Here is an 18860-nt window from a genome sequence, read left to right on the forward strand (position 1 = left end):
GGCCCGCTACAGAGCGCGCTTCAGGTGCCCGGCCAGCTCCTGGACCTGCCCCGCGTCGAGCATGTCGTCGTTGTGCGCGCTGCAGTAGTCGAGGACGGCGTAGCCCGCGCGCTGGACGTCCACGTGGTCGGCCCAGACTGCGAGCGCGGCGTCGGGGTGGTTCACCGCCAGCGAGTTCGCCGCCTGGCGCTCGGACAAGAGCTCGTACTGCAGGTCGCGGCGTTCCTCCTTCGAGCCGGCGGGCGGGGTGACCAGCAGCGCGCCGAGGAGCGAACCCATCGCCTTGCGGCAGCGGATTTGCAGGCGGTAGTGGTGGCTGCGCTCCGCCCCCGGCCGCCACACCCAGAGGAACAGCGAGCCGAAGACCACAGAGATGACTACCTCGACCGTGCGGGCCGCGAAAACCTCGCCGAAGGGCTGGCTCATCGAGTCGCCCATGAGCAGGGCCAGCGGCGTGGTGCAGATGACGGTCAGCGCATAGTTGCGGGTGACGAAGAACTCGGCGCCGAACTGGCTGGCCGCCAGCGCCAGGAGGAGGCCGTAGCCGGAGACCCCGAAGTGGTGCACCACGCCGAACAGGAGGATGACCACGAAGCCGCCCGAGGCGATGAGGACGGTGGCGTTGTCGTGGCCCAGCGCCAGGGCGAGCGCGCCGGGCACCGTGACCGCGATGGCGGCGCGCAGCGCCCCCGGCAGCCGCGGCACGGACGGGTTGAAGCCCGTGAACAGCCGCCACGGGTCGGGCCGGGTCGGCAGGGGCTCCTCCGCGAGGGCGCGCCGGGCGCGTTCGTCGGGCATCGCGTGGGTCACGGGCAGCTCCTCAAGCACGAAAAAGCCGCTCCCGGCGGGGCCGGGGCGACGATACGGACAGGCGGTGGCCCTCACTGTACTCCCGCCCCGCCGTGTCGCCGCGGGGCGGGGCGATACCATCGGGGCATGAAGATTCAGCGCGACGGCTTCACCATCTACGCCCGCGTCCTCGGCGACGAGGGACGGGGCGCGGACGCACCGACACTGCTCTTTCTCCAGGGAGGCCCGGGCTTTCCCGCCCCGCGCGAGCGCTTCGAGTGGATCACCGAGGCGCTGAAGCGCTACCGGGTGGTGCTGCTCGACCAGCGCGGCACGGGCCGCTCCACCCGCATCGACAGGGCGGAGCCCTCGCTTATCGACGCCACCACCCTCGCCTCCCTCCGCGCCAGCGACATCGTCGCCGACGCCGAGGCGGTCCGCGCCGAGCTGGGCATCGAGCGCTGGGACGTCCTGGGCCAGTCTTTCGGTGGGTTCTGCCTGGCGCACTACCTTGCCGCGCACCCGGAGCGGGTGGGCAACGCGTTTTTCACCGGCGGCCTGCCCACCGTCACGCGCGGGGCGGACGAGGTCTACCGCGCGACCTTTGCCAAGCTCCGCGCGCGCCACGAGCTGTTCTACCGGGAGGTGCCCTGGGCCGAGAAGATGGTGCGGGAGGTGTGCCGCCACCTGGACAACTCGGAGGAGACGCTGCCCGCCGGGGAGCGCCTCAGCTCCCGTCGCTTCCGCACCATCGGCGCGAACCTGGGCCGGGAGGGCGGCTTCGACGCCCTCGCGGCGATGCTGGAGGAGCCCTTCCACCCGAGCGGGAGGCTGCGCACCGACTTCCTCGCGGAGGTGGGCGGGCAGGTGAGCTTCGAGGCCGCCCCGCTCTACGCCGCGATCCACGAGTCGATCTACGGCGGCACCGTGCCTGGGGCCACGGCGTGGTCGGCGCAGCGCGTCTCCGAAACTCTGGACGGCTTCGCCCCCGGGGCCACGCCCGACGACGCCGAGTTCTACCTCACCGGCGAGCACATCTTCCCCTTCCAGTTCGAGGAGGACCCGGCGCTCGTCCCGTTCCGCGACGCCGCGGAGGCGCTGGCGCGCAAGGACGACTGGGCCAACCTCTACGCGGGTCTGGGCCGCCGGGAGCGGACCTTCGCGGTGGTCTACACCGACGACATCTACGTCCCGCGCGAGCTCTCCCTGGAGACGGCCCAGCTGCTGGGCACCCGGGTGCACGAGACCGCCCGGTGGCAGCACGACGGGCTGCGCCGCCACGGCGCGGAGGTGATGAACGTGCTGCTCGGGGCGGCCGACGCCGCGTAGAATCACACGCCTGTCAGATCGGGTCTATGATGACAGGCATGCAGGCACCTTTTCCTCGCGAACAGGCAGAGCTCAGCGCCCACGAGGCGCGGGAGTTTGACCAGCTGACCAGTGTCTTCGAGCGCAACGAGGAGCACCTGCTCAACCCGGCGCTGATGTTCTACGTCACGCGGTAGGGCGCGGGGCGGAAACCTCCAGAGGGGTTACATGACCGACTCCAGAAGCGCCCTGGTGTACGGGTGGCGCGGGTCGGCCCAGACCTGCTCGGTCGCGCCGTACTCGACGATCTTCCCCTCGTGCATCACGGCGACGGTGGGGCACAGCTCGCGCACCACGGCGAGGTCGTGGGAGACGAACACGAGGGTGTTGCCCGCCACCACGTCGTCGATGAGCTCGAGCACCTGCGCACGCAGGGTGACGTCGAGGGCGGAGACGGGTTCGTCGGCAAGCATGATGGCGGGCCGGGGAGCGGCCGCGCGCGCGATGGAGATGCGCTGGCGCTGCCCGCCGGAGAACTCGCGGGGCAGCCGCTTGCCTACGCCCTCCAGGCCCACCCGGCCGAGCATCTCCTCGACCCGCTGCGGACCCACGCCCGTCTCGGCGATGGAGTCCGCCACCGCCATGCGCGGGTCCAGCGAGGAGTAGGGGTCCTGGAACACCATCTGCAGCGCGCCGTTGACGCGCACCGCGCCGTCATCGGGGGTGGACAGGCCCGCGATGACGCGCAGCAGCGAAGTCTTTCCTGAGCCCGAGCCGCCGACGACGCCGAGGCGCTCGCCCTCGCGGACCGTCAGGCTGACCGAGCGCAGCGCGGTGGTGCGCCCGCGGCGCAGGGTGACGCCGTCGAGCTCGATGACCGGCTCGCCGAGGGGTCGCGGGCGGGCGGGCTCGCCGGGGCGGGAGGCCGCGACGAGCGAGCGGGCGTAGTCGGAGTCGGGGGAGACGATGCGGCCGTCCTTGAACACCAGCGCGCGCTGCGTCATCCGGCGCACCACCGACAGGTCGTGGGAGATGAACAGCAGCCCCATCCCGCGAGCGGAGACGACGCGGTCGATGAGGTCGAGGATCTGGCGCTGCACGGCCACGTCGAGGGCGGTGGTCGGCTCGTCGCAGATGAGAACCTCCGGGTCCTGGGCCAGCGCCGCCGCGATGAGCACCCGCTGGCGCTGCCCGCCGGACAGCTCGTGCGGGTAGGCGTCGGGGCGGTCCACGCCCACCTCCGCGAGCAGGGCGCGGGCGCGCTCCCGGTCGCGCGAGACCTGGCGGCCCACCTTCCGCAGCGGGTCGAGCGCGCTCATCGGCTCCTGGAAGACCATGGCGACGCGGCGCCCGCGCACCCGGCGGCGCACGCGGTCCGGGGCGCCGACGAGTTCGGTGCCGTCGACGGTGACGGAACCGGACACGGGGAGGTCGTCGACAAGCCCCATGATCGACAGCGCCGTCATCGACTTGCCGGAGCCGGACTCGCCGATGATGCCCACCCGCTCCCCGCGGGCGACGGTGAGCGAGACGGAGTCGAGGATGCCGGGGATGGAGAGGTTGCTAACGACGATCACGGCCGCCCCCGATCAGGTTGAATCCGAGCACCGTGAGCGCGATGGCCAGGCCCGGCCACAGCGCCAGGTGCGGGGCGGTGGCGAGGTAGGGCTGGCTGGCCTGCAGCATCCTGCCCCAGGAGGCGTAGGGCGCGGGCGTGCCCAGACCGAGGAAGGACAGGCCCGCCTCGGCGAGGATGGCCAGCGCCAGCGCCACCGAGACCTGCACGACCACCAGCGGGGCGATGTTGGGCCACACGTGCCGCACGGCGATGCGCAGCGGCGGGACCCGGGAGACGCGGGCGGCCAGGATGTAGTCCTGCGCCATCACCCGCAGCGTGCCCACCCGGGCCACGCGCGCGAACCCGGGGATGCCGGCCAGCCCGATGGCGAGCACGACGACCCACGCGCTCGCGCCGAACACCGCGGTGAACACGATGGCCAGAAGCAGCGCCGGGAAGGCCAGGGCGAGGTCGTTGAGCCGCATGACCACCGCCTCGACGGCGCCGCGCCGCATCCCGGCCCAGACGCCGAGGGGCACGCCGGCCAGCGCGGACAGCGCCACCGCGCCGAGGGAGACGAGCAGCGTCACCCGCGCGCCCGCCATGACGCGGGAGAGCACGTCGCGGCCGAGCTGGTCGGTGCCCAACCAGTGCGCCGCGCTCGAGCCCTGCAGGCGCGCCGCGGGCTCGGCCTGGAGGGGGTCGTAGGGGGTCCACAGCGCCGAGACCAGCGCCACCAGCACCACCGCGGCCGCGATGCCGAGCCCGAACGCGCGCTGCCGGTTCACTGCGTCCTCCTCACCCGCGGGTCGATGACCGCGTAGAGCACGTCGACCACGAGGTTGACCGCCAGCGTGAACGCGACCAGCAGCATCATCACGGTCTGCACCGTGGTCAGATCGCGGTTGCCCACGGCGGTGAGCAGCATCGTGCCCAGGCCGGGGATGGTGAAGACGCGCTCGATGACCACCGCACCGACGATCAGGCTGGACAGCTGGATGCCGGTCACGGTGAGCACGGGCAGCGCCGCGTTCTTCAGGGCGCTGCCGAAGAGCACCTCGCTTATCGACGCCCCCTTTGCCCGCGCCGTACGAACGTAGTCCGCCCCCATCTCCTCGCGCACCGCCCCGCGCACGTAGCGCGTCAGGATCGCGGCCTGCACTAGGGTCAGGGCCGTGACCGGGAGCACGAGGTGGGCGGGGGAGCCCCAGCCGTTGGCGGGCAGCCAGCCGAGTCGCACAGAGAACACCGCGACGGCGAGGATGCCGACGAGGAAGCTGGGCACGACGATGCCGAGCTGGGTGAGCCCGTCGACCACCGCGGCGTCCGGCCGGCCCTCGCGCCGGGCGAGGTAGACGCCCACCGGCACGGCGATGGCCAGCGACAGGACCATGGCGGTCACGGTCAGGGTGAGCGAGACCCCGGCGCGCTGCAGCACCTGCGGGGTGATGTCGGTGGCGCTGGCCATCGACACGCCGAAGTCCCCGGTGAGCAGCCCGCCCATCCAGTCGATGTACTGGACGGCGAGCGGCCGGTCGGTGCCGAGCTTCGCGGCCAGCGCGGCGACGGCCTCCTCGGTGGCGCTCACGCCCAGCGCGATGCGCGCCGGGTCGCCCGGCACGGCCCGCAGCAGCACGAAGATGATGAGGCTGGCGGCGAGCAGCAGGGCGGCGAAGCGCGCCACGATGCGCGCGATGCGTGCGGTCACGGTGCCTCCTTGGTCACGCCCGCCAGGGGCAGCGAGTCGGTGACGACGTTCGGGTCGACCCCGCCGACGCCGGGGCCGAGCAGGACGATGTTCGGGGCGTTGACCAGGGTCAGCGCCGCCGCGTCGGCCATGATCTGGTCGACGGCCGCGCGCATGTTGCCCTCCTGGTCGCCGACCTCGGCGGCGGCGAGGAGTTCGCGGGCGCGCTGCGAGTCGTAGCCCAGGTAGTAGTCCGGGTTGCCGAAGAGCATCGGCACGTCGCGCGGCTCCACGTGGGCGACCAGGGAGGCCTGGTAGTCGTGGCCCTTGAGCACCTGGCTCAGCCACACCGCCGGGAACTCGACGGTCTGGAGGCGCACGTCGAATCCGACGTCGCGCAGCTGGGAGAAGATCAGCTCGGCGGCGGCCTGGGCGTACGGCAGGCTGGGCACAGTGATGGTGAGCTGCGGGGTGCGGCCGTCGAGAAGCTCGCGCGCCTTGGCGGGGTCGTAGGGGTAGTAGTCGCGGCCGGTGAACCAGGGGTCGGTGGGCGGGACGGGGGCGCCGCCGGTGTCGGCGGCCAGCCCGTTGTAGACCACCTGGTTGAGCGCGTCGCGGTCGATGGCGTGGGCGGCGGCGCGGCGCACGGTGGGGTCGTCGAAGGGCGCGGCGTTGTTGTTCATGCTGAACAGCACCTCGCCGTTGGTGGTGCCCACTTCGACGCCGACGCCCTCCGGCAGCGCGCCGATGAGCTCGGGGGCCTGCATGGCCCACACGACGTCGACGTCTCCGACGCGCAGCGCGTTGACGGCGGAGACGGAGTCGGAGAAGTAGCGGATCCGCGCGTCGCGCTCGGCGGGCCCGGCCCAGTAGTCGCCGCGGGCGCGAAACGAGATGAATTCGCCGGGGCTGAAGGTCTCGAGGGTGTAGGGCCCGGTGCCCAGCGGCGCGCTCGCGAGCGTGGCGACGCCCTCGGGGGTCATCATCGCGCCCGTGAGCGTGCCCATGGACCACAGCCAGCCTGTCGACGCCTCCTCCAGCGTCACCTTCAGCGTCCGCGCGTCGACCGCCTCGACGTCGCGCACCGGCTTCATCTGCGCCTTGAGCGCGTTGGTCCACTTCTCGCGCACGTAGTCGATGGAGAACTTCGCGTCCGCCGCGTCGAACACCTTGCCGTTGGAGAAGGTTACGTCGTCGCGCAGGTGGAAGACGTACTCGGTGCCGGCGTCGTTGATCTCCCAGCTCTCGGCGAGAAGGGGCTGGGGCGTGCCGGAGGCGTCGATGCGCACGAGCGTTTCGTAGACGTTGCCCATGAGCGCCTGGGGTGCGGCGGCGCCGGCGACGGTGGTGAAGTCGAGCCCCGCCGGCGGGGCGGAGGCTGCCACGACGAGCTCCTCGCGCTGCCCGTCCTGCGGGGAGGCGCCGCACCCCGCCAGCGTGCTCAGAGCGGCGGCCGCGGCGATGGCGCGGGCGGCGCTGCGGGAGGTCATGGGTTCATAGACTACACGGACGCCTTACCCGGCTCCCAGGCCTCCGCCAGGATTTCCATGCCGCGCAGCGACTCGTCGTGGCTGGCCGCCTGCAGGGAGATCATCAGCTCGTCGGCGCGGGCGTGGGCGGTGAACCACTCGAGGTACTCGGCGACCTGCCCGCCGGTGCCGCGGGCGGTGTAGCGCAGCATGTCGGTGATCTGGCGGCCCTGCGGGGACCCGACCACGGCGTCCAGTTGGGCGTCGTTGAGTACCTGCCCCCGGCGGCCGATGAGCGCGCGGACGCGGTTGCGGTGCACGATGCGCGTCTGCCGCTGCGCGTCCTCTGTGCTGTCGGCGGCGGTGACGTTGACCGCCGCGATGACGTAGGGCTCCGGGTAGCGCTCGGAGGGCTGGTAGTTCTCCCGGTAGTAGGAGGTGGCCTGCTCCAGGTGCTGCGGGGCGAAGTGGGAGGCGAACGAGTAGGGCAGGCCGAGCTGGGCGGCGAGCGAGGCGCCGAACATTGAGGAGCCCAGGATGTAGAGCGGGACGTTCGTGCCGCGGCCCGGGTAGGCGGACACGCCGGGGATGGGGGATTCGTCGGAGAGCCAGGCCTGCAGCTCGAGGACGTCGTCGGGGAAGCGCTCCGCGGAGCGCGGGTCGCGACGCAGCGCGCGGCCGAGGGTCTGCTGGTCCGTGCCGGGGGCGCGCCCGAGGCCGAGGTCGATGCGGTCCGGGTAGAGCTCCGCGAGCATGCCGAACTGCTCGGCGATGACGTAGGGGGAGTGGTTGGGCAGCATGACCCCGCCCGCGCCGAGCCGGATGGTGGAGGTGCGGGCCCCGATATGGGAGATGAGCACCGCCGGCGAGGAGGAGGCGATGGAGGCCATGTTGTGGTGCTCGGAGTACCAGACACGCGAAAACCCCAGCTCCTCCGCCTTCCGCGCGAGCGCCACGGAGCGTTCCATGGACTCGGCGGGGGATTCGCCGGGGTAGACGGTGCAGAAATCAAGAAGGGACAACGGTGTGGTCATGCGACCACGCTACGCCTCCCGCTCAGACGGTGCTCAGACGGTGCTCAAGCCGTGACGACCTCGCCGTCGACGGTCTCGTTGGTGCCGATCGCCATCGGGGTGCGCGGGCGCGCCAGGTCGATGGCCAGGCCGATGAGGAAGGCCACGCCGACGGGCAACGCCCAGCCGAGGCCGGCGTCCTGCAGCGGCGCCCACGTCACCAGCGGGCTCAGGGCGTCGGCGCCCCAGCCCAGGGAGATGAAGGTCTCGATGGCGGACCAGATGGTGGCGACCCAGATGGGCAGGAAGAACGCCCAGGTGAAGCGGGTGCGGGCGCGGAAGGCCGGCTCGATGAGGGTGACCAGGATCAGGGCGATGGCCGGCGGGTAGAGGAAGCCGATGACCGGGGCGGCGATCGACATGACGAACTCGAGGCCCTGGGTGGCAATCAGCGCGGAGGCCACGGCGAAGATGATCGCCCACGTCTTGTAGGAGCCGAAGAACTCGTCGGAGAAGTATTCGGCGGTGGCGGTGATGAGGCCGACGGCGGTGGTCATGCAGGCGAGCAGCACGATGAGAGAGAAGATGACCTGGCCGACCGTGCCCATGGTGAGGTTGGAGGCGTCGGCCAGCAGGGCGGCGCCGTTCTCGTACTGGGAGCCGTCGGGGATGACGCGGCCGATGGAGCCGAGGCCCAGGTAGATCAGGGCGAGCATGACTCCCGCGCCGACGCCGGCGAGGATGGTGCCGTTGACCACGGCCTTGCCCTCCGGGAAGCCGCGGAAGCGCAGGGTGGAGATGACCACGATGGAAAACGCCAGTGCCGCGATGGAGTCCATGGTGAGGTAGCCCTCGAGCAGGCCCGCGGTGAAGGGGCCGTCGCCGTACTGCTCCGCCGGGGTGGCCGGGGCGGCCTGCCACTTGAACAGGGACACGGAGATCATGACCACGAGGAGGATGACCAGCGCCGGGGTGAGAAACTTGCCCAGCTTCTCCATGATGGTGTTCGGGTTCCACGACAGCGCGAGCGCGATCCCGAAGAAGACGATGTTGAACACGGCGGAGGAGAACATGCCCTCCAGCCCGAACAGCGGGGTGATGGCGGTTTCGAAGGAGACCGCGCCGGTGCGGGGCAGGGCGTAGAACGCGCCGATGGAGAGGTAGGCGAGGACGGGGAAGACGATGCCGAAGATGGTGCCGGCGCGCTGCGCGAGGTTGCGCACGTTGGCGCCGGACAACGCGATGGCGATCACTGCGAGGACGGGCAGCAGGGCACCGGTGCCGAGGAAGCCGATAATGGCGGGCCAGAAGTTGTCGCCGGCCTGGACGGCGAGCATGGGCGGGAAGATGAGGTTGCCCGCCCCGAAGAACATCGAGAACAGGGCGAGCGCGGTGACGATGATCGCGGTGGTCGACGAGCCACCCTTGGTGGTAGGGGAGCCGGTGGTGGCGGTGGTGGAGCCCATGGAAACCCTCCTTGTTGGCGTGGAATTGCTTAACAGTACCCCGCGAGGAGAATAAATTTCCAATTTTTGGAACGCGAAGTTCCGCACAGTGGGACTGAGCCTGGGCTGTGTGGGCTAAAGAACCGCCGCGATCGCCTCCAGCGGAATCCGCACCCAGTCGGGCCGGTTGTTCGCCTCGTAAACCACCTCGTACGCGGCCTTGTCGGCCACATACGCAGCCAGGATCGGGTCCATCCCCACCCCGTAGCCAGCCAGCAGCTTCTCGACGCCCCACTTCTCCCACTCCCGGGACTTCCCGCCCACCGCGGCGGCGTAGCCGAAGGAGCGCACCATCCCGGCGACGTCGCGCAGCCGGTGGTCGGGGGCGCGCCGCTCGGCCAGCGGCCGGGCGGGCTCGCCCTCGAAGTCGATGAGGTACCACCGCTCGGGCGTCTTCAGCGTCTGTCCCAGGTGCAGGTCGCCGTGGATGCGTTGCACCTCGACGTCGCCGTCGGGGATGCGGGAGTAGAGCTCCCGCAGCCCGCCCTCGTGCTCGGCGAGCTGCGCGGCCCGGGGCACAAGGGCGTCCAGGTGGGCGTTGAGGCTCTCGCGCAGCCGCGCGCCGGGCACGGTCTCGCTTCCGAAGGCCGCCGCGAGCGCGTCGTGGACGGTGCGCACCGCCGCTCCCAGCTCCGCCGGGTCGCCGAGCCGGTCCGCGACAGCCAGGTCGAAGCCGTCCTCCCCGCCGCGGATCAGCTCCTGCTGCAGGGCGAGGGTGGCCCCGCCGCGCACCACGTGGCCGCGCACGCCCGCCACGTTCGGGCAGTCCGCGATTCCGGTGAGCAGCTCCACGTCGGGGTTGACGCCGTGCTCGAGGCGGCGGAACACCTTGAGTACCCACTCGTCGTCGACGATGAGGGACGTGTTGGACTGCTCCGCGCCCATCGCGCGGGCCGCCGTTCCGCCGACCGAGCCGCGGACCTCGCCGAAGCGGACCACGTGGTCCAGGTAGGCCTGCGCCCCGGCGGGGGTGGAGAGGGCGTCGGTGTCGGCGCCGGAGGTGGCGTCGACAAGCACCTGGTACTCGTCGGTTACCCCGCCGTGTGTGACCGCCAGGACCTGCCACTCGAAGCCCCCGGCCTCTTCACGCGCGACCACCTCGACGGCGTCGACGGGCTCCGACTTCGCGCCGTAGAAGCGCTCGGATGCGATGTTGAGCATTGCGCTGTCCCCCTTCTATCCGGAGATGTCGAACCAGAAGAAGCCGTGTGGGGTGAGGGTGACCAGCCACGGCAGCTCGCCGATGGCCGGGAACTCGATGCCTCCCGAGAGCTCGCGCGGCACCACCCCGCTGTACTGGCTCAGGTCCATCTCCACGGGCTGCGGGCGCGAACTCATGTTGTGCACGCACAGGATGCGCTCGTCCTCGTACTCGCGGATGAAGGCGAGCACCTGCGGGTTGTGGTGCGAGACGTTGGCGTAGGAGCCGCGGCCGAAGGCCTGGTACTGCTTGCGGATGTGCACCCGCTCGCGCACCCAGTGCAACAGCGAGTTGTCGCGGTTCATCTGCGACTCCACGTTCACGATGTGGTAGCCGTACTGGTCGTTGCGGATCGGCGGCAGGTAGAGGCGCTCGGGGTCGGCCTTGGAGAACCCGCCGTTGGCGTCGTTAGACCACTGCATCGGCGTGCGCACCCCGTCGCGGTCCGGCAGCCAGATGTTGTCGCCCATGCCGATCTCATCGCCGTAGTAGAGGAAGGGCGAGCCCGGCAGCGACAGAAGCAGCGCGTGGGCCAGCTCGAGGCGGTCGCGGTGCCCGCCGAGCAGCGGCGCCAGGCGGCGGCGGATTCCCACGTTGGCGCGCATGCGCGGGTCGAAGGCGTAGTTCTTGTACATGTAGTCGCGCTCCTCCTCCGTCACCATCTCGAGCGTCAGCTCGTCGTGGTTGCGCAGGAAGATGCCCCACTGGGCGGAGTCCGGGATGTCCGGGGTGTCGCGCAGGATGTCGATGATCGGCTGCGCGTTTTCCTGGTGGATGCCCATGAAGATGCGCGGCATGACGGGGAAGTGGAAGGCCATCTGGCACTCGTCGCCCTCGCCCTCACCGAAGTAGGCCACCACTTCGTCCGGCAGCTGGTTCGCCTCGGCGAGGAGGAAGCGGCCGGGGTACTCCTCGTCGAAAAGCGTGCGCACGCGCTTGATGAACTGGTGCGTCTCCGGCAGGTTCTCCGAGTTCGTGCCCTCGCGCTCGAAGAGGTAGGGGATCGCGTCGAGGCGGATGCCGTCCATGCCGAGGTCGAGCCAGAAACGGATGACGTCCAGGATCTCCTCCTGCACCGCCGGGTTGTCGTAGTTCAGGTCCGGCTGGTGGGAAAAGAAACGGTGCCAGAAGTACTGCTTGCGCACCGGATCGTAGGTCCAGTTGGACTCCTCGGTGTCGATGAAGATGATGCGCGCTTCGTTGTACTTCGTCGGGTCGTCCGTCCACACGTAGTAGTCGCCGTAGGGCCCCTCCGGGTCCTGGCGCGACTCGCGGAACCAGCCGTGCTGGTCGGAGGTGTGGTTGATGGGGAAGTCCGTGATGATGCGGATGCCCCGCTTGTGGGCCGAATCGATGAGGTTGACGAAGTCTTCCACCGTGCCGAACTCCGGCAGCACCTTGCGGAAATCGCGGATGTCGTAGCCGCCGTCCTTGAGCGGGGAGTCGTAGAACGGCGGCAGCCACAGGCAGTCCACGCCCAGCCACTGCAGGTAGTCGAGCTTCTCCTCGACGCCCTTCAGCGTGCCCGAGCCGGTGTCGTCCGGATCGTAGAAGGCGCGCACGAGGACCTCGTAGAAGACTGCGTCCTTGTACCACTCGGGGTCGGGGCGCTGCCACGGTTCCTCGACGGGGGCGGGGAGCTTGTAATCAGATGCCTGGGGCGTTTCTTCCATGTGGCCCTAGGGTAGCGGGAACCGGGGTTTCGGGCCGGGGCCCGCTTTCGCTACTCGACGGTTCGTCGTGGCGTCCTGGGGTTTTGCCGCGGCAAGTGCACATCGGTCGAGTGGGCCGACCCCTCTACTCCTCTTCGTCCTCGTCCTCGGCGCCCTCGACGTGGAACCCGAAGGCCTTCAACCGCTTGCGGTCCGCAGCGCTCGACGAGGCGGTGAGCTGCAGCAGCTCGGAGTAGATGCCGCCGGAGACGGCGAGCTCGGCCGGGGAGCCGATTTCGTCGATGCACCCGTCGCGAAGCGTGATGATGGTGTCCACGTCGGCGATGGTGGACAGGCGGTGGGCGATCATGATGGTGGTGCGCTCGCGCATGAGCTCGTCGAGCCCGGCCTGCACGGCGCGCTCGGACTTGGTGTCCAGCGCCGAAGTCGCCTCGTCGAGGATGAGGATCGGCGCGTCCTTGAGCATGGCGCGGGCGACGGCGATGCGCTGGCGCTGGCCGCCGGACAGGCGCAGCCCGCGCTCGCCGATGATGGTGTCGTAGCCCTCGGTGAACTTCAGGATGAACTCGTGGGCGTTGGCGCGCTTGGCCACCTCGACGACCTCTTCGAGTGTCGCACCGGGCCGGCCGTAGGCGATGTTTTCGTAGACCGTCCCAGAGAACAGGGCCGGCTCCTGGAACACCACGCCTGTCGACGCCCTGAGCTCCTCGACCCCCAGCTCCGCGACGTCGCGCCCGCACACGGTGAGGCGGCCGCTCTCGAGCGGGTAGAGGCCGAGCAGCAGGTTGACCACGGTGGACTTGCCGCCGCCGGACTCGCCGACGAGAGCGATCTTCTCGCCCTCCCGGGCGGTGAAGGAGACGTCGCGAAGCACGGGCTCGCCCGGGGTGTAGGCGAAGGTGACGTCGTCGAAGGCGATGACGGGCTCGCGGACGGGCAGCGCGGCGTGCTCCACCGGCGTCAGGGCGGGGGCGTCGCTGGCCTCGGTGGCGGCGACGAGCTGGCGGTTCGCGGTGGGCTCGACCGGCTCGTCCATGACGGTGAAGTAGTCGCGGGAGCCGGCGATGGCGCGCTGCGCGGCGTCGACGATCCAGCTCATCATGTGCACCGGCTGGCGGGCCATGGTGACCATCTGCAGCAGCATGACCATCTCGCCGATGGTGAGGTGGCCGTTCAGGGTGCGCAGGAAAAGGATGAGGTAGATACCCAGGAAGATCAGGGTCATGGCCACGCCGCGGAGGGTGTCCATGGAGTGCCACCAGCGCGACTGGGGGCGGGTGAGCTCCACGGTCCGGCCGTAGCGGGAGGCGAAGGCGTCGAGCTCGCGGACCTCGGCGACGAAGGACTTGGTCACCTTGACCTGGCCGACGACCTCGGCGAAGCGCCCGTTGGCGTGGTCGATCTCCCGGTTCTTGTCCTTCTCAAAGCCCTGCCAGCGCGACGAGGTCAGCGCGGTGAGCCAGGTGTAGAGCGGGAACAGGGCGGCCAGCAGCAGCGTCAGCGGCCAGTAGTAGTAGGCGGTGATGGCCAGGATCGCCGCGACCTGCAGCAGCATCGGCAGGAAATTGTTGGCAAAGGACTGGACGAACTGGGTGACGTTGGCGATGGAGCGGTCGAGGCGCGCGATGATCGTGCCGGTGACCTGGGCGTCGAAATAGCGCTGCGGGAGGGAGAGCAGCTTGGCGAAGTAGCGGGTGGACATGATCTGGCGCATCCGCGCGACCATGACGTCGCCGATGTAGCCCGCGGCGTTGCGCATCAGCGAGGCGCCCGCCTCGGCGCAGAACAGGCCGACAGCCAGCCAGACGAGGGTGCGGGTGGGCGGCGGGGTGGCGTCGTTAAGCGTGGCGACGATGGCGTCCGTCGCCTCCCGGATGATGAAGGGGGTGACCAGCCCGAGGCCCGCCACCGCGCTGGAGATGACAACGACCGCGAGGTAGAAGGGCCACAGGGCGGAGGCGCTGCGCAACACACGCATCAAAGGCTGCATAATTGCCCGATGCTAGTCGGGTTGTACAGTGGAGGAGAATTGTCGCGCCCGGGTGCGCGGCAGCCCCGACCCCGCCCGAACACGACAGACCTGGGAGTTTGCACGATGAGTTCACGCCCCGCCCGCCTCGCCGCCGCGGCCGCCGCACCGCTTCTGGCGCTGGCGCTCGCCTCCTGCGGGTCCGACGACGCGGCGACCCCCGGGGCTGCGACGGACATCGAGGTGACCACCCCGACCGCGGTGCCGGAGGAGGAGTTCGAGGTCAAGGACGTCGACGACGTGACCACCGACAAGATCGCGGGCCAGAAGGTCGACGACCCGGGCATGGACCTCGCCTACGTGTGGCAGGGCACGAGCTCCGCGCCGGGCGGCGGCACCGTGGTCGTGGTGGCGGTGACGAACAAGTCGGACGTGCCGATGCCCGCCGACGCGCTCGGCCAGCCGAACCTGACGTACACCTCCGGCGGCAACAACAAGGAAAGCGCCCGGCTGATGAGCGCCGAGGACGCGCAGATCAACCCGGTCGGCCTCGACATGCCGCTCGGCCCCGGGGCGACGGTGAACCTGAAGTACCCGTTCTCCGTGTCCATGACCAACTTGTGGGACGCGCAGTTCACCATCGGCAACGTCACCTTCGAAGGGAACCTGAACAACTGATGGCGCGCGAAGAGGTCGTCCTCCTCGGCCCCGCCCGCGAGCCCGTAGGCACGGCCGACAAGGCGACCGTCCACACCACCGACACGCCCCTCCACCTGGCGTTTTCCTGCTGGCTTCTCGACGCCAACGGGGCCCTCCTCATCACCCGCCGCGCCCTGTCGAAGAAGACGTGGCCGGGCGTGTGGACCAACTCGTTCTGCGGCCACCCCGCCCCCGGCGAGGAGATCCCGGCGGCGGTGCACCGCCGCGCCGCCGAGGAGATCGGGCTCGAGCCCTCGCTTCTCGACGACTTGCGCAGCGTCCTGCCCGACTTCTCCTACCGCGCCACCGACTCCAGCGGCGTGGTGGAAAACGAGTTCTGTCCCGTCTACGTCGGCCGCCTCGGCGTAACCGCCGACGAGGCGCGACTCGCGCCGAACCCCGCCGAGGTGGACTCCTGGGAGTGGGTCGACCCCTCCGCCCTGATCGCCGGGGCGCAGGCCACGCCGTTCGCGTTCTCGCCGTGGCTGGTCGAGGAGATCGCCGACCCGCGCCTGCGCGCCGTCTTGACCGCGCGGGGCTAAGCGGCGCGGGGCTGAACAGAGCAAACCTAACCGGCGAAGGCTCGGCGGACGTAGCCGAGCGGGTCCTCCACGACCGCGCAGCCCCCGCCGGCGATGTCGGCGCGCAGCACGCGGCGCCCGGGCCGGTACTCGGGCCAGCCCGGCTCCTCGCCGCGGCAGTAGCCCACCAGCCATTCGTTGAGGGCGGTGCCCGGGGTGAACAGCGGCGTCAGCTCGTCGGAGTGGTGCAAGGGGCGCCGCCCGGCGGTCAGCTCGGCCTGCCAGGTGCGCCCCGGAGCGCCCTCGGCGGCGGCGTCGACCCAGCGGCGGATGAGGCTGTCGCCGATGAGGCGGCCGCTGAGGTGGCCGGGGTCGAGGGCGCGGACGCCGTCGATGTAGGCGCGGTAGCGCGACAACGGCAGACCCATGCGCCTGCCCAATCCGCGCATCGCCAGCTCGCCCCAGCCGTGGCCGTCGGGGCCGGCCCCGGAGCGGTACATCTCCTCGCGCGTGGAGGTGAGCACGATGTCCACCTGCGCCAGCTCCGAGGGGTCGAGCGGGGCGGGACCGAGGGCCATGTCGGTGAAGTAGAGCGTGCGCAGGCGGCGGTAGCCGCGCTCCACCCGGGTCGGTGCGGCGTTGTTCAGCGCGGCGCGGGTCAGCGGCTTGCCCAGAGCGGCGCGCAGGACGGGTTTGCGCTGCTCGTAGGTCATGCGGGGAAAGGCGGGCGACATCGCCACGACTCGCCGGAACCCGCCGCGGAAGTGGTCGCGCCGGCACAGCCACAGCGCGAGCGCCGCGCCCGCTGATTGGCCCACAAGGGTGACGTTGGTGGGGTCGCCGCCGAAGGACTCGATGTTGCGCTGCACCCACTCCAGCGCGAGCTGGCAGTCGTGGGCGGCGCGGAAGTGAGAGGGGGCGTCGTCGGGGAAGCGGGCCAGGCCGGGCAGCTTCAGGCGGTAGCCCACCTGCACCTGGATCACGCCCTCGCGCGCGAAGCCGGCGGCGCCGGTGCGCGGGTCGGCGTGGGTGCCCTCCTCGAAGCGCCCGCCGTGGATGAACACCATGACCGGCAGGTCGGAGCCCGGGCGGGCCGAGGCGGGGGTGGTCAGCGACAGGGCTGTGGCCTCGGGGCGGGGTGAGGTGGCGTCGATAAGCTGGCCCGCGGGGGCGGGGAGCGCGTCGTTGAAGGCGGCCGAGATGCGCGAGTAGGGGATGGAGGAAAACCGCCGCACGCCCTCGTCCTCGCTGGCGAGGCCGACGACGGTGCCGGCGGGGCAGGAGACCTCCACCGTTTCGGGGCTGGGCTGGCTCATGCCGGACAAGTGTAACCGCGGGCCGAACGTAGGATGGTGACCCATGAGCACGAACCCCCTCCTCAGGCCCTCCCCGCTGCCCTACAACCTCCCGGACTTCGGCGCGATCCGCCTCGAGCACGTCGAGCCCGCGCTCGAGCAGGCGCTGTCCACCCACGCCGCGGAGATCGCCGCGATCCTCACGGAGGAGACCCCGACCTGGGAGAACACGGTCGAGGCGCTGGAGCTGGCGGGCGCGGACCTCGAGCGGGTCACCGCCTGGTTCTTCAACCTGCAGGGCACCGACGCCACAGAGGAGTTCGACGAGGTGGCCGACCGCATTGTGCCGAAGCTCTCCGCCCACGTCGACTCGATCTACCAGAACGCCGAGCTCTACCGCCGCCTGACGCAGGTGGAGGTGCCCGCGGACGAGGAGTCGCAGCGCCTGCACGAGCAGCTGCTGCGCAAGTTCGTCCGCCGCGGCGCCGAGCTCGACGCGCCCGGCAAGACCCGCCTGGTGGAGATCAACCAGCGCCTCAGCGAGCTCAGCGAGCGCTTCGGGCGCAACCTGCTCGCCGACACTCGCGCGCTGGCTGTCCGCCTCGAGCGCGGGGAGCTCGACGGGCTGAGCGAGAAGCAGATCGAGGCGTACCGGGACGCCGACGGCGGCTACGTCGTGCCCATCGAGCTGCCCACCACCCAGGCCCTGCAATCCGAGCTGACCAGCCCCGCGGCGCGGCGCAAGCTTTTCGACGCCTCCCGCGCCCGCGGCCGCGAGTCCAACGCCGCGCTGGTCACCGAGTCGGTGCGCCTGCGCCAGGAGCGGGCCAAGCTGCTCGGCTACGACACCCACGCCGATTACGTCATCGCCGAGGAGACTGCCGGCACCGCTGCGGCCGCCCGCCAGCTCATCGCCGACCTCGCCCCGGCCGCCGCGGCGAACGCCGCCGCCGAGCGCAAGCTGGCCGGCGAGCTCGCCGGCCACGAGGTCGACGGCGCCGACTGGCCCTACTGGCAGGCGCGCCGCCGCGCCGAGGAGCTCGGCGTGGACGAGGCGGAGCTGCGCAAGTACTTCCCCCTCGACCAGGTCCTGCGCGACGGCGTCTTCTACGCCGCGAACCTGCTCTACGGCATCACCGTCACCCCGCGCCGCGACCTGCGCGGCTACCGCGACGACGTCGACGTGTGGGAGGTCACGGAGGCCGACGGTACGGGCATCGGCCTGCTGCTCACCGACTACTCAGCGCGCCCCTCCAAGCGCGGCGGGGCGTGGATGAGCTCCTTTGTGGACCAGTCGCGCCTGGCCGGCACGAAGCCGGTGGTGGTCAACGTCATGTCGGTCACCTCCGACCTGCTCACCATCGACGAGGTCACCACCGTCTTCCACGAGTTCGGCCACGCCCTGCACGGCCTGCTTTCCGACGTCTCCTACCCGTCCCTCTCCGGCACCAACGTCCCCCGCGACTGGGTGGAGTTCCCCTCCCAGATCAACGAGAACTACGCCTTCGCCCCGGAGATCGTGCGCCACTACGCCCGCCACGTCGACACAGGGGAGGTCATCCCGGATGACCTGCTCGAGGCGGTGCGGGCGTCGCGCCAGTTCGGGCAGGGCTTCGACACCGCCGAGTACCTGGCGGCCTGCGCCATCGACCTGGCCTGGCACAGCCTGGGCGGCGAGGTGCCGGAGGACATCGACGCCTTCGAGCGCGAGACGCTGGCGGAGTACGGCCTCGACGTCGAGGGCCTCGAGCCGCGCTACCGCTCAACCTGGTTCAACCACATCTTCGCGGGCGGCTACTCAGCGGGCTACTACTCCTACCTGTGGGCCGAGGCCCTCGACGCCGACGGCTACCAGCTGATCGAGCGCGAGGGCATCAACCGGGACACGGGCCAGAAGTTCCGCGACGCCATCCTCAGCCGGGGCGCGGCCAGCGACTACGCCGCCGCCTACCGCGCCTTCCGCGGCCGTGACAAGGACACCCGCCCGCTGCTCGAGCGCCGCGGCCTCGCCGGGAGTGTGTGAGCCGTGCTCGACCTGTTCGGACTCAGCCCCTGGCTGCAGCTGCCCGTCGTGCTCGCGGTGGCGTTGCCCCTGGCCGGTGTGAGCGCGGCGCTGATCCTGCGGGCGGTCGACTGGTTCGCCCGGCTGTTCACGCGGAAGTAAGCTACTAAG

At 70.8% G+C, this 18860-nt stretch carries 17 protein-coding genes; 6 read left to right on the plus strand and 11 right to left on the minus strand.

Features of this window, described 5'->3' with window-relative positions; translation table 11 throughout:
• Positions 1-6: 6 nt before the first annotated feature.
• Positions 7-810, minus strand: coding sequence for an FUSC family protein (locus DYZ02_RS11420; protein WP_220272205.1), 804 nt, complete (start codon positions 808-810; stop codon positions 7-9).
• A gap of 126 nt (positions 811-936) precedes the next feature.
• Between DYZ02_RS11420 and DYZ02_RS09645 the strand changes: the two genes are divergently transcribed.
• Positions 937-2118 carry an alpha/beta hydrolase gene (locus DYZ02_RS09645; RefSeq protein ID WP_115686045.1) on the plus strand — a complete coding sequence of 394 codons (1182 nt, stop codon included), beginning with the start codon at positions 937-939 and terminating at the stop codon, positions 2116-2118.
• Positions 2119-2156: 38 nt separating this feature from the next.
• Positions 2157-2294, plus strand: coding sequence for a hypothetical protein (locus tag DYZ02_RS11425; protein ID WP_181896994.1), 138 nt, complete (start codon positions 2157-2159; stop codon positions 2292-2294).
• A 27-nt stretch (positions 2295-2321) separates the two neighbouring features.
• On the opposite strand, the gene DYZ02_RS09650 is transcribed toward DYZ02_RS11425, so the two are convergent.
• The 9 genes from DYZ02_RS09650 to DYZ02_RS09690 form a co-directional block, all read right to left on the minus strand.
• Positions 2322-3674: an ATP-binding cassette domain-containing protein gene (locus DYZ02_RS09650; RefSeq protein ID WP_115686046.1), complete on the minus strand. Its 1353-nt coding sequence runs from the start codon at positions 3672-3674 to the stop codon at positions 2322-2324.
• The gene (locus DYZ02_RS09655; RefSeq protein ID WP_115686047.1) at positions 3661-4443 is read right to left on the minus strand and encodes an ABC transporter permease; all 783 of its coding nucleotides are present in this window, start codon (positions 4441-4443) and stop codon (positions 3661-3663) included. Before DYZ02_RS09655 ends, DYZ02_RS09650 begins: the two co-directional genes overlap by 14 nt.
• A complete protein-coding gene (locus DYZ02_RS09660) occupies positions 4440-5363 on the minus strand; it encodes an ABC transporter permease (RefSeq protein WP_115686048.1) in 924 nt (307 codons plus the stop codon). Before DYZ02_RS09660 ends, DYZ02_RS09655 begins: the two co-directional genes overlap by 4 nt.
• Positions 5360-6832 carry an ABC transporter substrate-binding protein gene (locus tag DYZ02_RS09665; RefSeq protein ID WP_115686049.1) on the minus strand — a complete coding sequence of 491 codons (1473 nt, stop codon included), beginning with the start codon at positions 6830-6832 and terminating at the stop codon, positions 5360-5362. The genes DYZ02_RS09660 and DYZ02_RS09665 overlap by 4 nt, the downstream gene beginning before the upstream one ends.
• An 11-nt stretch (positions 6833-6843) precedes the next feature.
• Positions 6844-7845 (minus strand): LLM class flavin-dependent oxidoreductase, encoded by a 1002-nt coding sequence (locus tag DYZ02_RS09670; RefSeq protein WP_115686050.1) that lies wholly within the window; start codon positions 7843-7845, stop codon positions 6844-6846.
• Positions 7846-7889: 44 nt separating this feature from the next.
• A complete protein-coding gene (brnQ, locus tag DYZ02_RS09675; protein WP_115686051.1) occupies positions 7890-9290 on the minus strand; it encodes a branched-chain amino acid transport system II carrier protein in 1401 nt (466 codons plus the stop codon).
• 114 nt (positions 9291-9404) lie between these two features.
• A complete protein-coding gene (locus DYZ02_RS09680) occupies positions 9405-10490 on the minus strand; it encodes a trehalose synthase (RefSeq protein ID WP_115686052.1) in 1086 nt (361 codons plus the stop codon).
• A gap of 15 nt (positions 10491-10505) precedes the next feature.
• Entirely contained in the window at positions 10506-12203 is a 1698-nt protein-coding gene (gene treS, locus DYZ02_RS09685; protein ID WP_115686053.1) for a maltose alpha-D-glucosyltransferase, read from the minus strand.
• A gap of 124 nt (positions 12204-12327) precedes the next feature.
• Positions 12328-14193, minus strand: coding sequence for an ABC transporter ATP-binding protein (locus tag DYZ02_RS09690; RefSeq protein WP_115686054.1), 1866 nt, complete (start codon positions 14191-14193; stop codon positions 12328-12330).
• 105 nt (positions 14194-14298) lie between these two features.
• On the opposite strand from DYZ02_RS09690, the gene DYZ02_RS09695 reads away from it, so the two are divergent.
• Both DYZ02_RS09695 and idi read left to right on the plus strand, forming a co-directional pair.
• Positions 14299-14850: a hypothetical protein gene (locus tag DYZ02_RS09695; RefSeq protein ID WP_115686055.1), complete on the plus strand. Its 552-nt coding sequence runs from the start codon at positions 14299-14301 to the stop codon at positions 14848-14850.
• Positions 14850-15413 (plus strand): isopentenyl-diphosphate Delta-isomerase, encoded by a 564-nt coding sequence (idi, locus tag DYZ02_RS09700; protein ID WP_115686056.1) that lies wholly within the window; start codon positions 14850-14852, stop codon positions 15411-15413. Before DYZ02_RS09695 ends, idi begins: the two co-directional genes overlap by 1 nt.
• Positions 15414-15439: 26 nt before the next feature.
• On the opposite strand, the gene DYZ02_RS09705 is transcribed toward idi, so the two are convergent.
• Complete coding sequence (locus DYZ02_RS09705; protein WP_115686057.1) at positions 15440-16708, minus strand: carboxylesterase family protein; 1269 nt, start codon at positions 16706-16708, stop codon at positions 15440-15442.
• Positions 16709-16751: 43 nt separating this feature from the next.
• Between DYZ02_RS09705 and DYZ02_RS09710 the strand changes: the two genes are divergently transcribed.
• A complete protein-coding gene (locus DYZ02_RS09710) occupies positions 16752-18710 on the plus strand; it encodes a M3 family metallopeptidase (RefSeq protein WP_115686058.1) in 1959 nt (652 codons plus the stop codon).
• Between the two features lie 3 nt (positions 18711-18713).
• The gene (locus tag DYZ02_RS11430) at positions 18714-18851 is read left to right on the plus strand and encodes a hypothetical protein (RefSeq protein ID WP_181896949.1); all 138 of its coding nucleotides are present in this window, start codon (positions 18714-18716) and stop codon (positions 18849-18851) included.
• The last annotated feature ends 9 nt before the right edge of the window (positions 18852-18860 follow it).

This window comes from Corynebacterium senegalense, from assembly GCF_900411315.1.
Lineage (GTDB): Bacteria > Actinomycetota > Actinomycetes > Mycobacteriales > Mycobacteriaceae > Corynebacterium > Corynebacterium senegalense.

Bases quoted from the DNA above. Each gene is read 5' to 3' on its own strand.
- DYZ02_RS09645 (WP_115686045.1), top strand. From the start codon at position 937: ATGAAGATTCAGCGCGACGGCTTCACCATCTACGCCCGCGTCCTCGGC.
- DYZ02_RS11425 (WP_181896994.1), top strand. From the start codon at position 2,157: ATGCAGGCACCTTTTCCTCGCGAACAGGCAGAGCTCAGCGCCCACGAG.
- DYZ02_RS09665 (WP_115686049.1), bottom strand. From the start codon at position 6,832: ATGACCTCCCGCAGCGCCGCCCGCGCCATCGCCGCGGCCGCCGCTCTG.
- DYZ02_RS09670 (WP_115686050.1), bottom strand. From the start codon at position 7,845: ATGACCACACCGTTGTCCCTTCTTGATTTCTGCACCGTCTACCCCGGC.
- brnQ (WP_115686051.1), bottom strand. From the start codon at position 9,290: ATGGGCTCCACCACCGCCACCACCGGCTCCCCTACCACCAAGGGTGGC.
- DYZ02_RS09680 (WP_115686052.1), bottom strand. From the start codon at position 10,490: ATGCTCAACATCGCATCCGAGCGCTTCTACGGCGCGAAGTCGGAGCCC.
- treS (WP_115686053.1), bottom strand. From the start codon at position 12,203: ATGGAAGAAACGCCCCAGGCATCTGATTACAAGCTCCCCGCCCCCGTC.
- DYZ02_RS09690 (WP_115686054.1), bottom strand. From the start codon at position 14,193: ATGCAGCCTTTGATGCGTGTGTTGCGCAGCGCCTCCGCCCTGTGGCCC.
- DYZ02_RS09695 (WP_115686055.1), top strand. From the start codon at position 14,299: ATGAGTTCACGCCCCGCCCGCCTCGCCGCCGCGGCCGCCGCACCGCTT.
- idi (WP_115686056.1), top strand. From the start codon at position 14,850: ATGGCGCGCGAAGAGGTCGTCCTCCTCGGCCCCGCCCGCGAGCCCGTA.
- DYZ02_RS09705 (WP_115686057.1), bottom strand. From the start codon at position 16,708: ATGAGCCAGCCCAGCCCCGAAACGGTGGAGGTCTCCTGCCCCGCCGGC.
- DYZ02_RS09710 (WP_115686058.1), top strand. From the start codon at position 16,752: ATGAGCACGAACCCCCTCCTCAGGCCCTCCCCGCTGCCCTACAACCTC.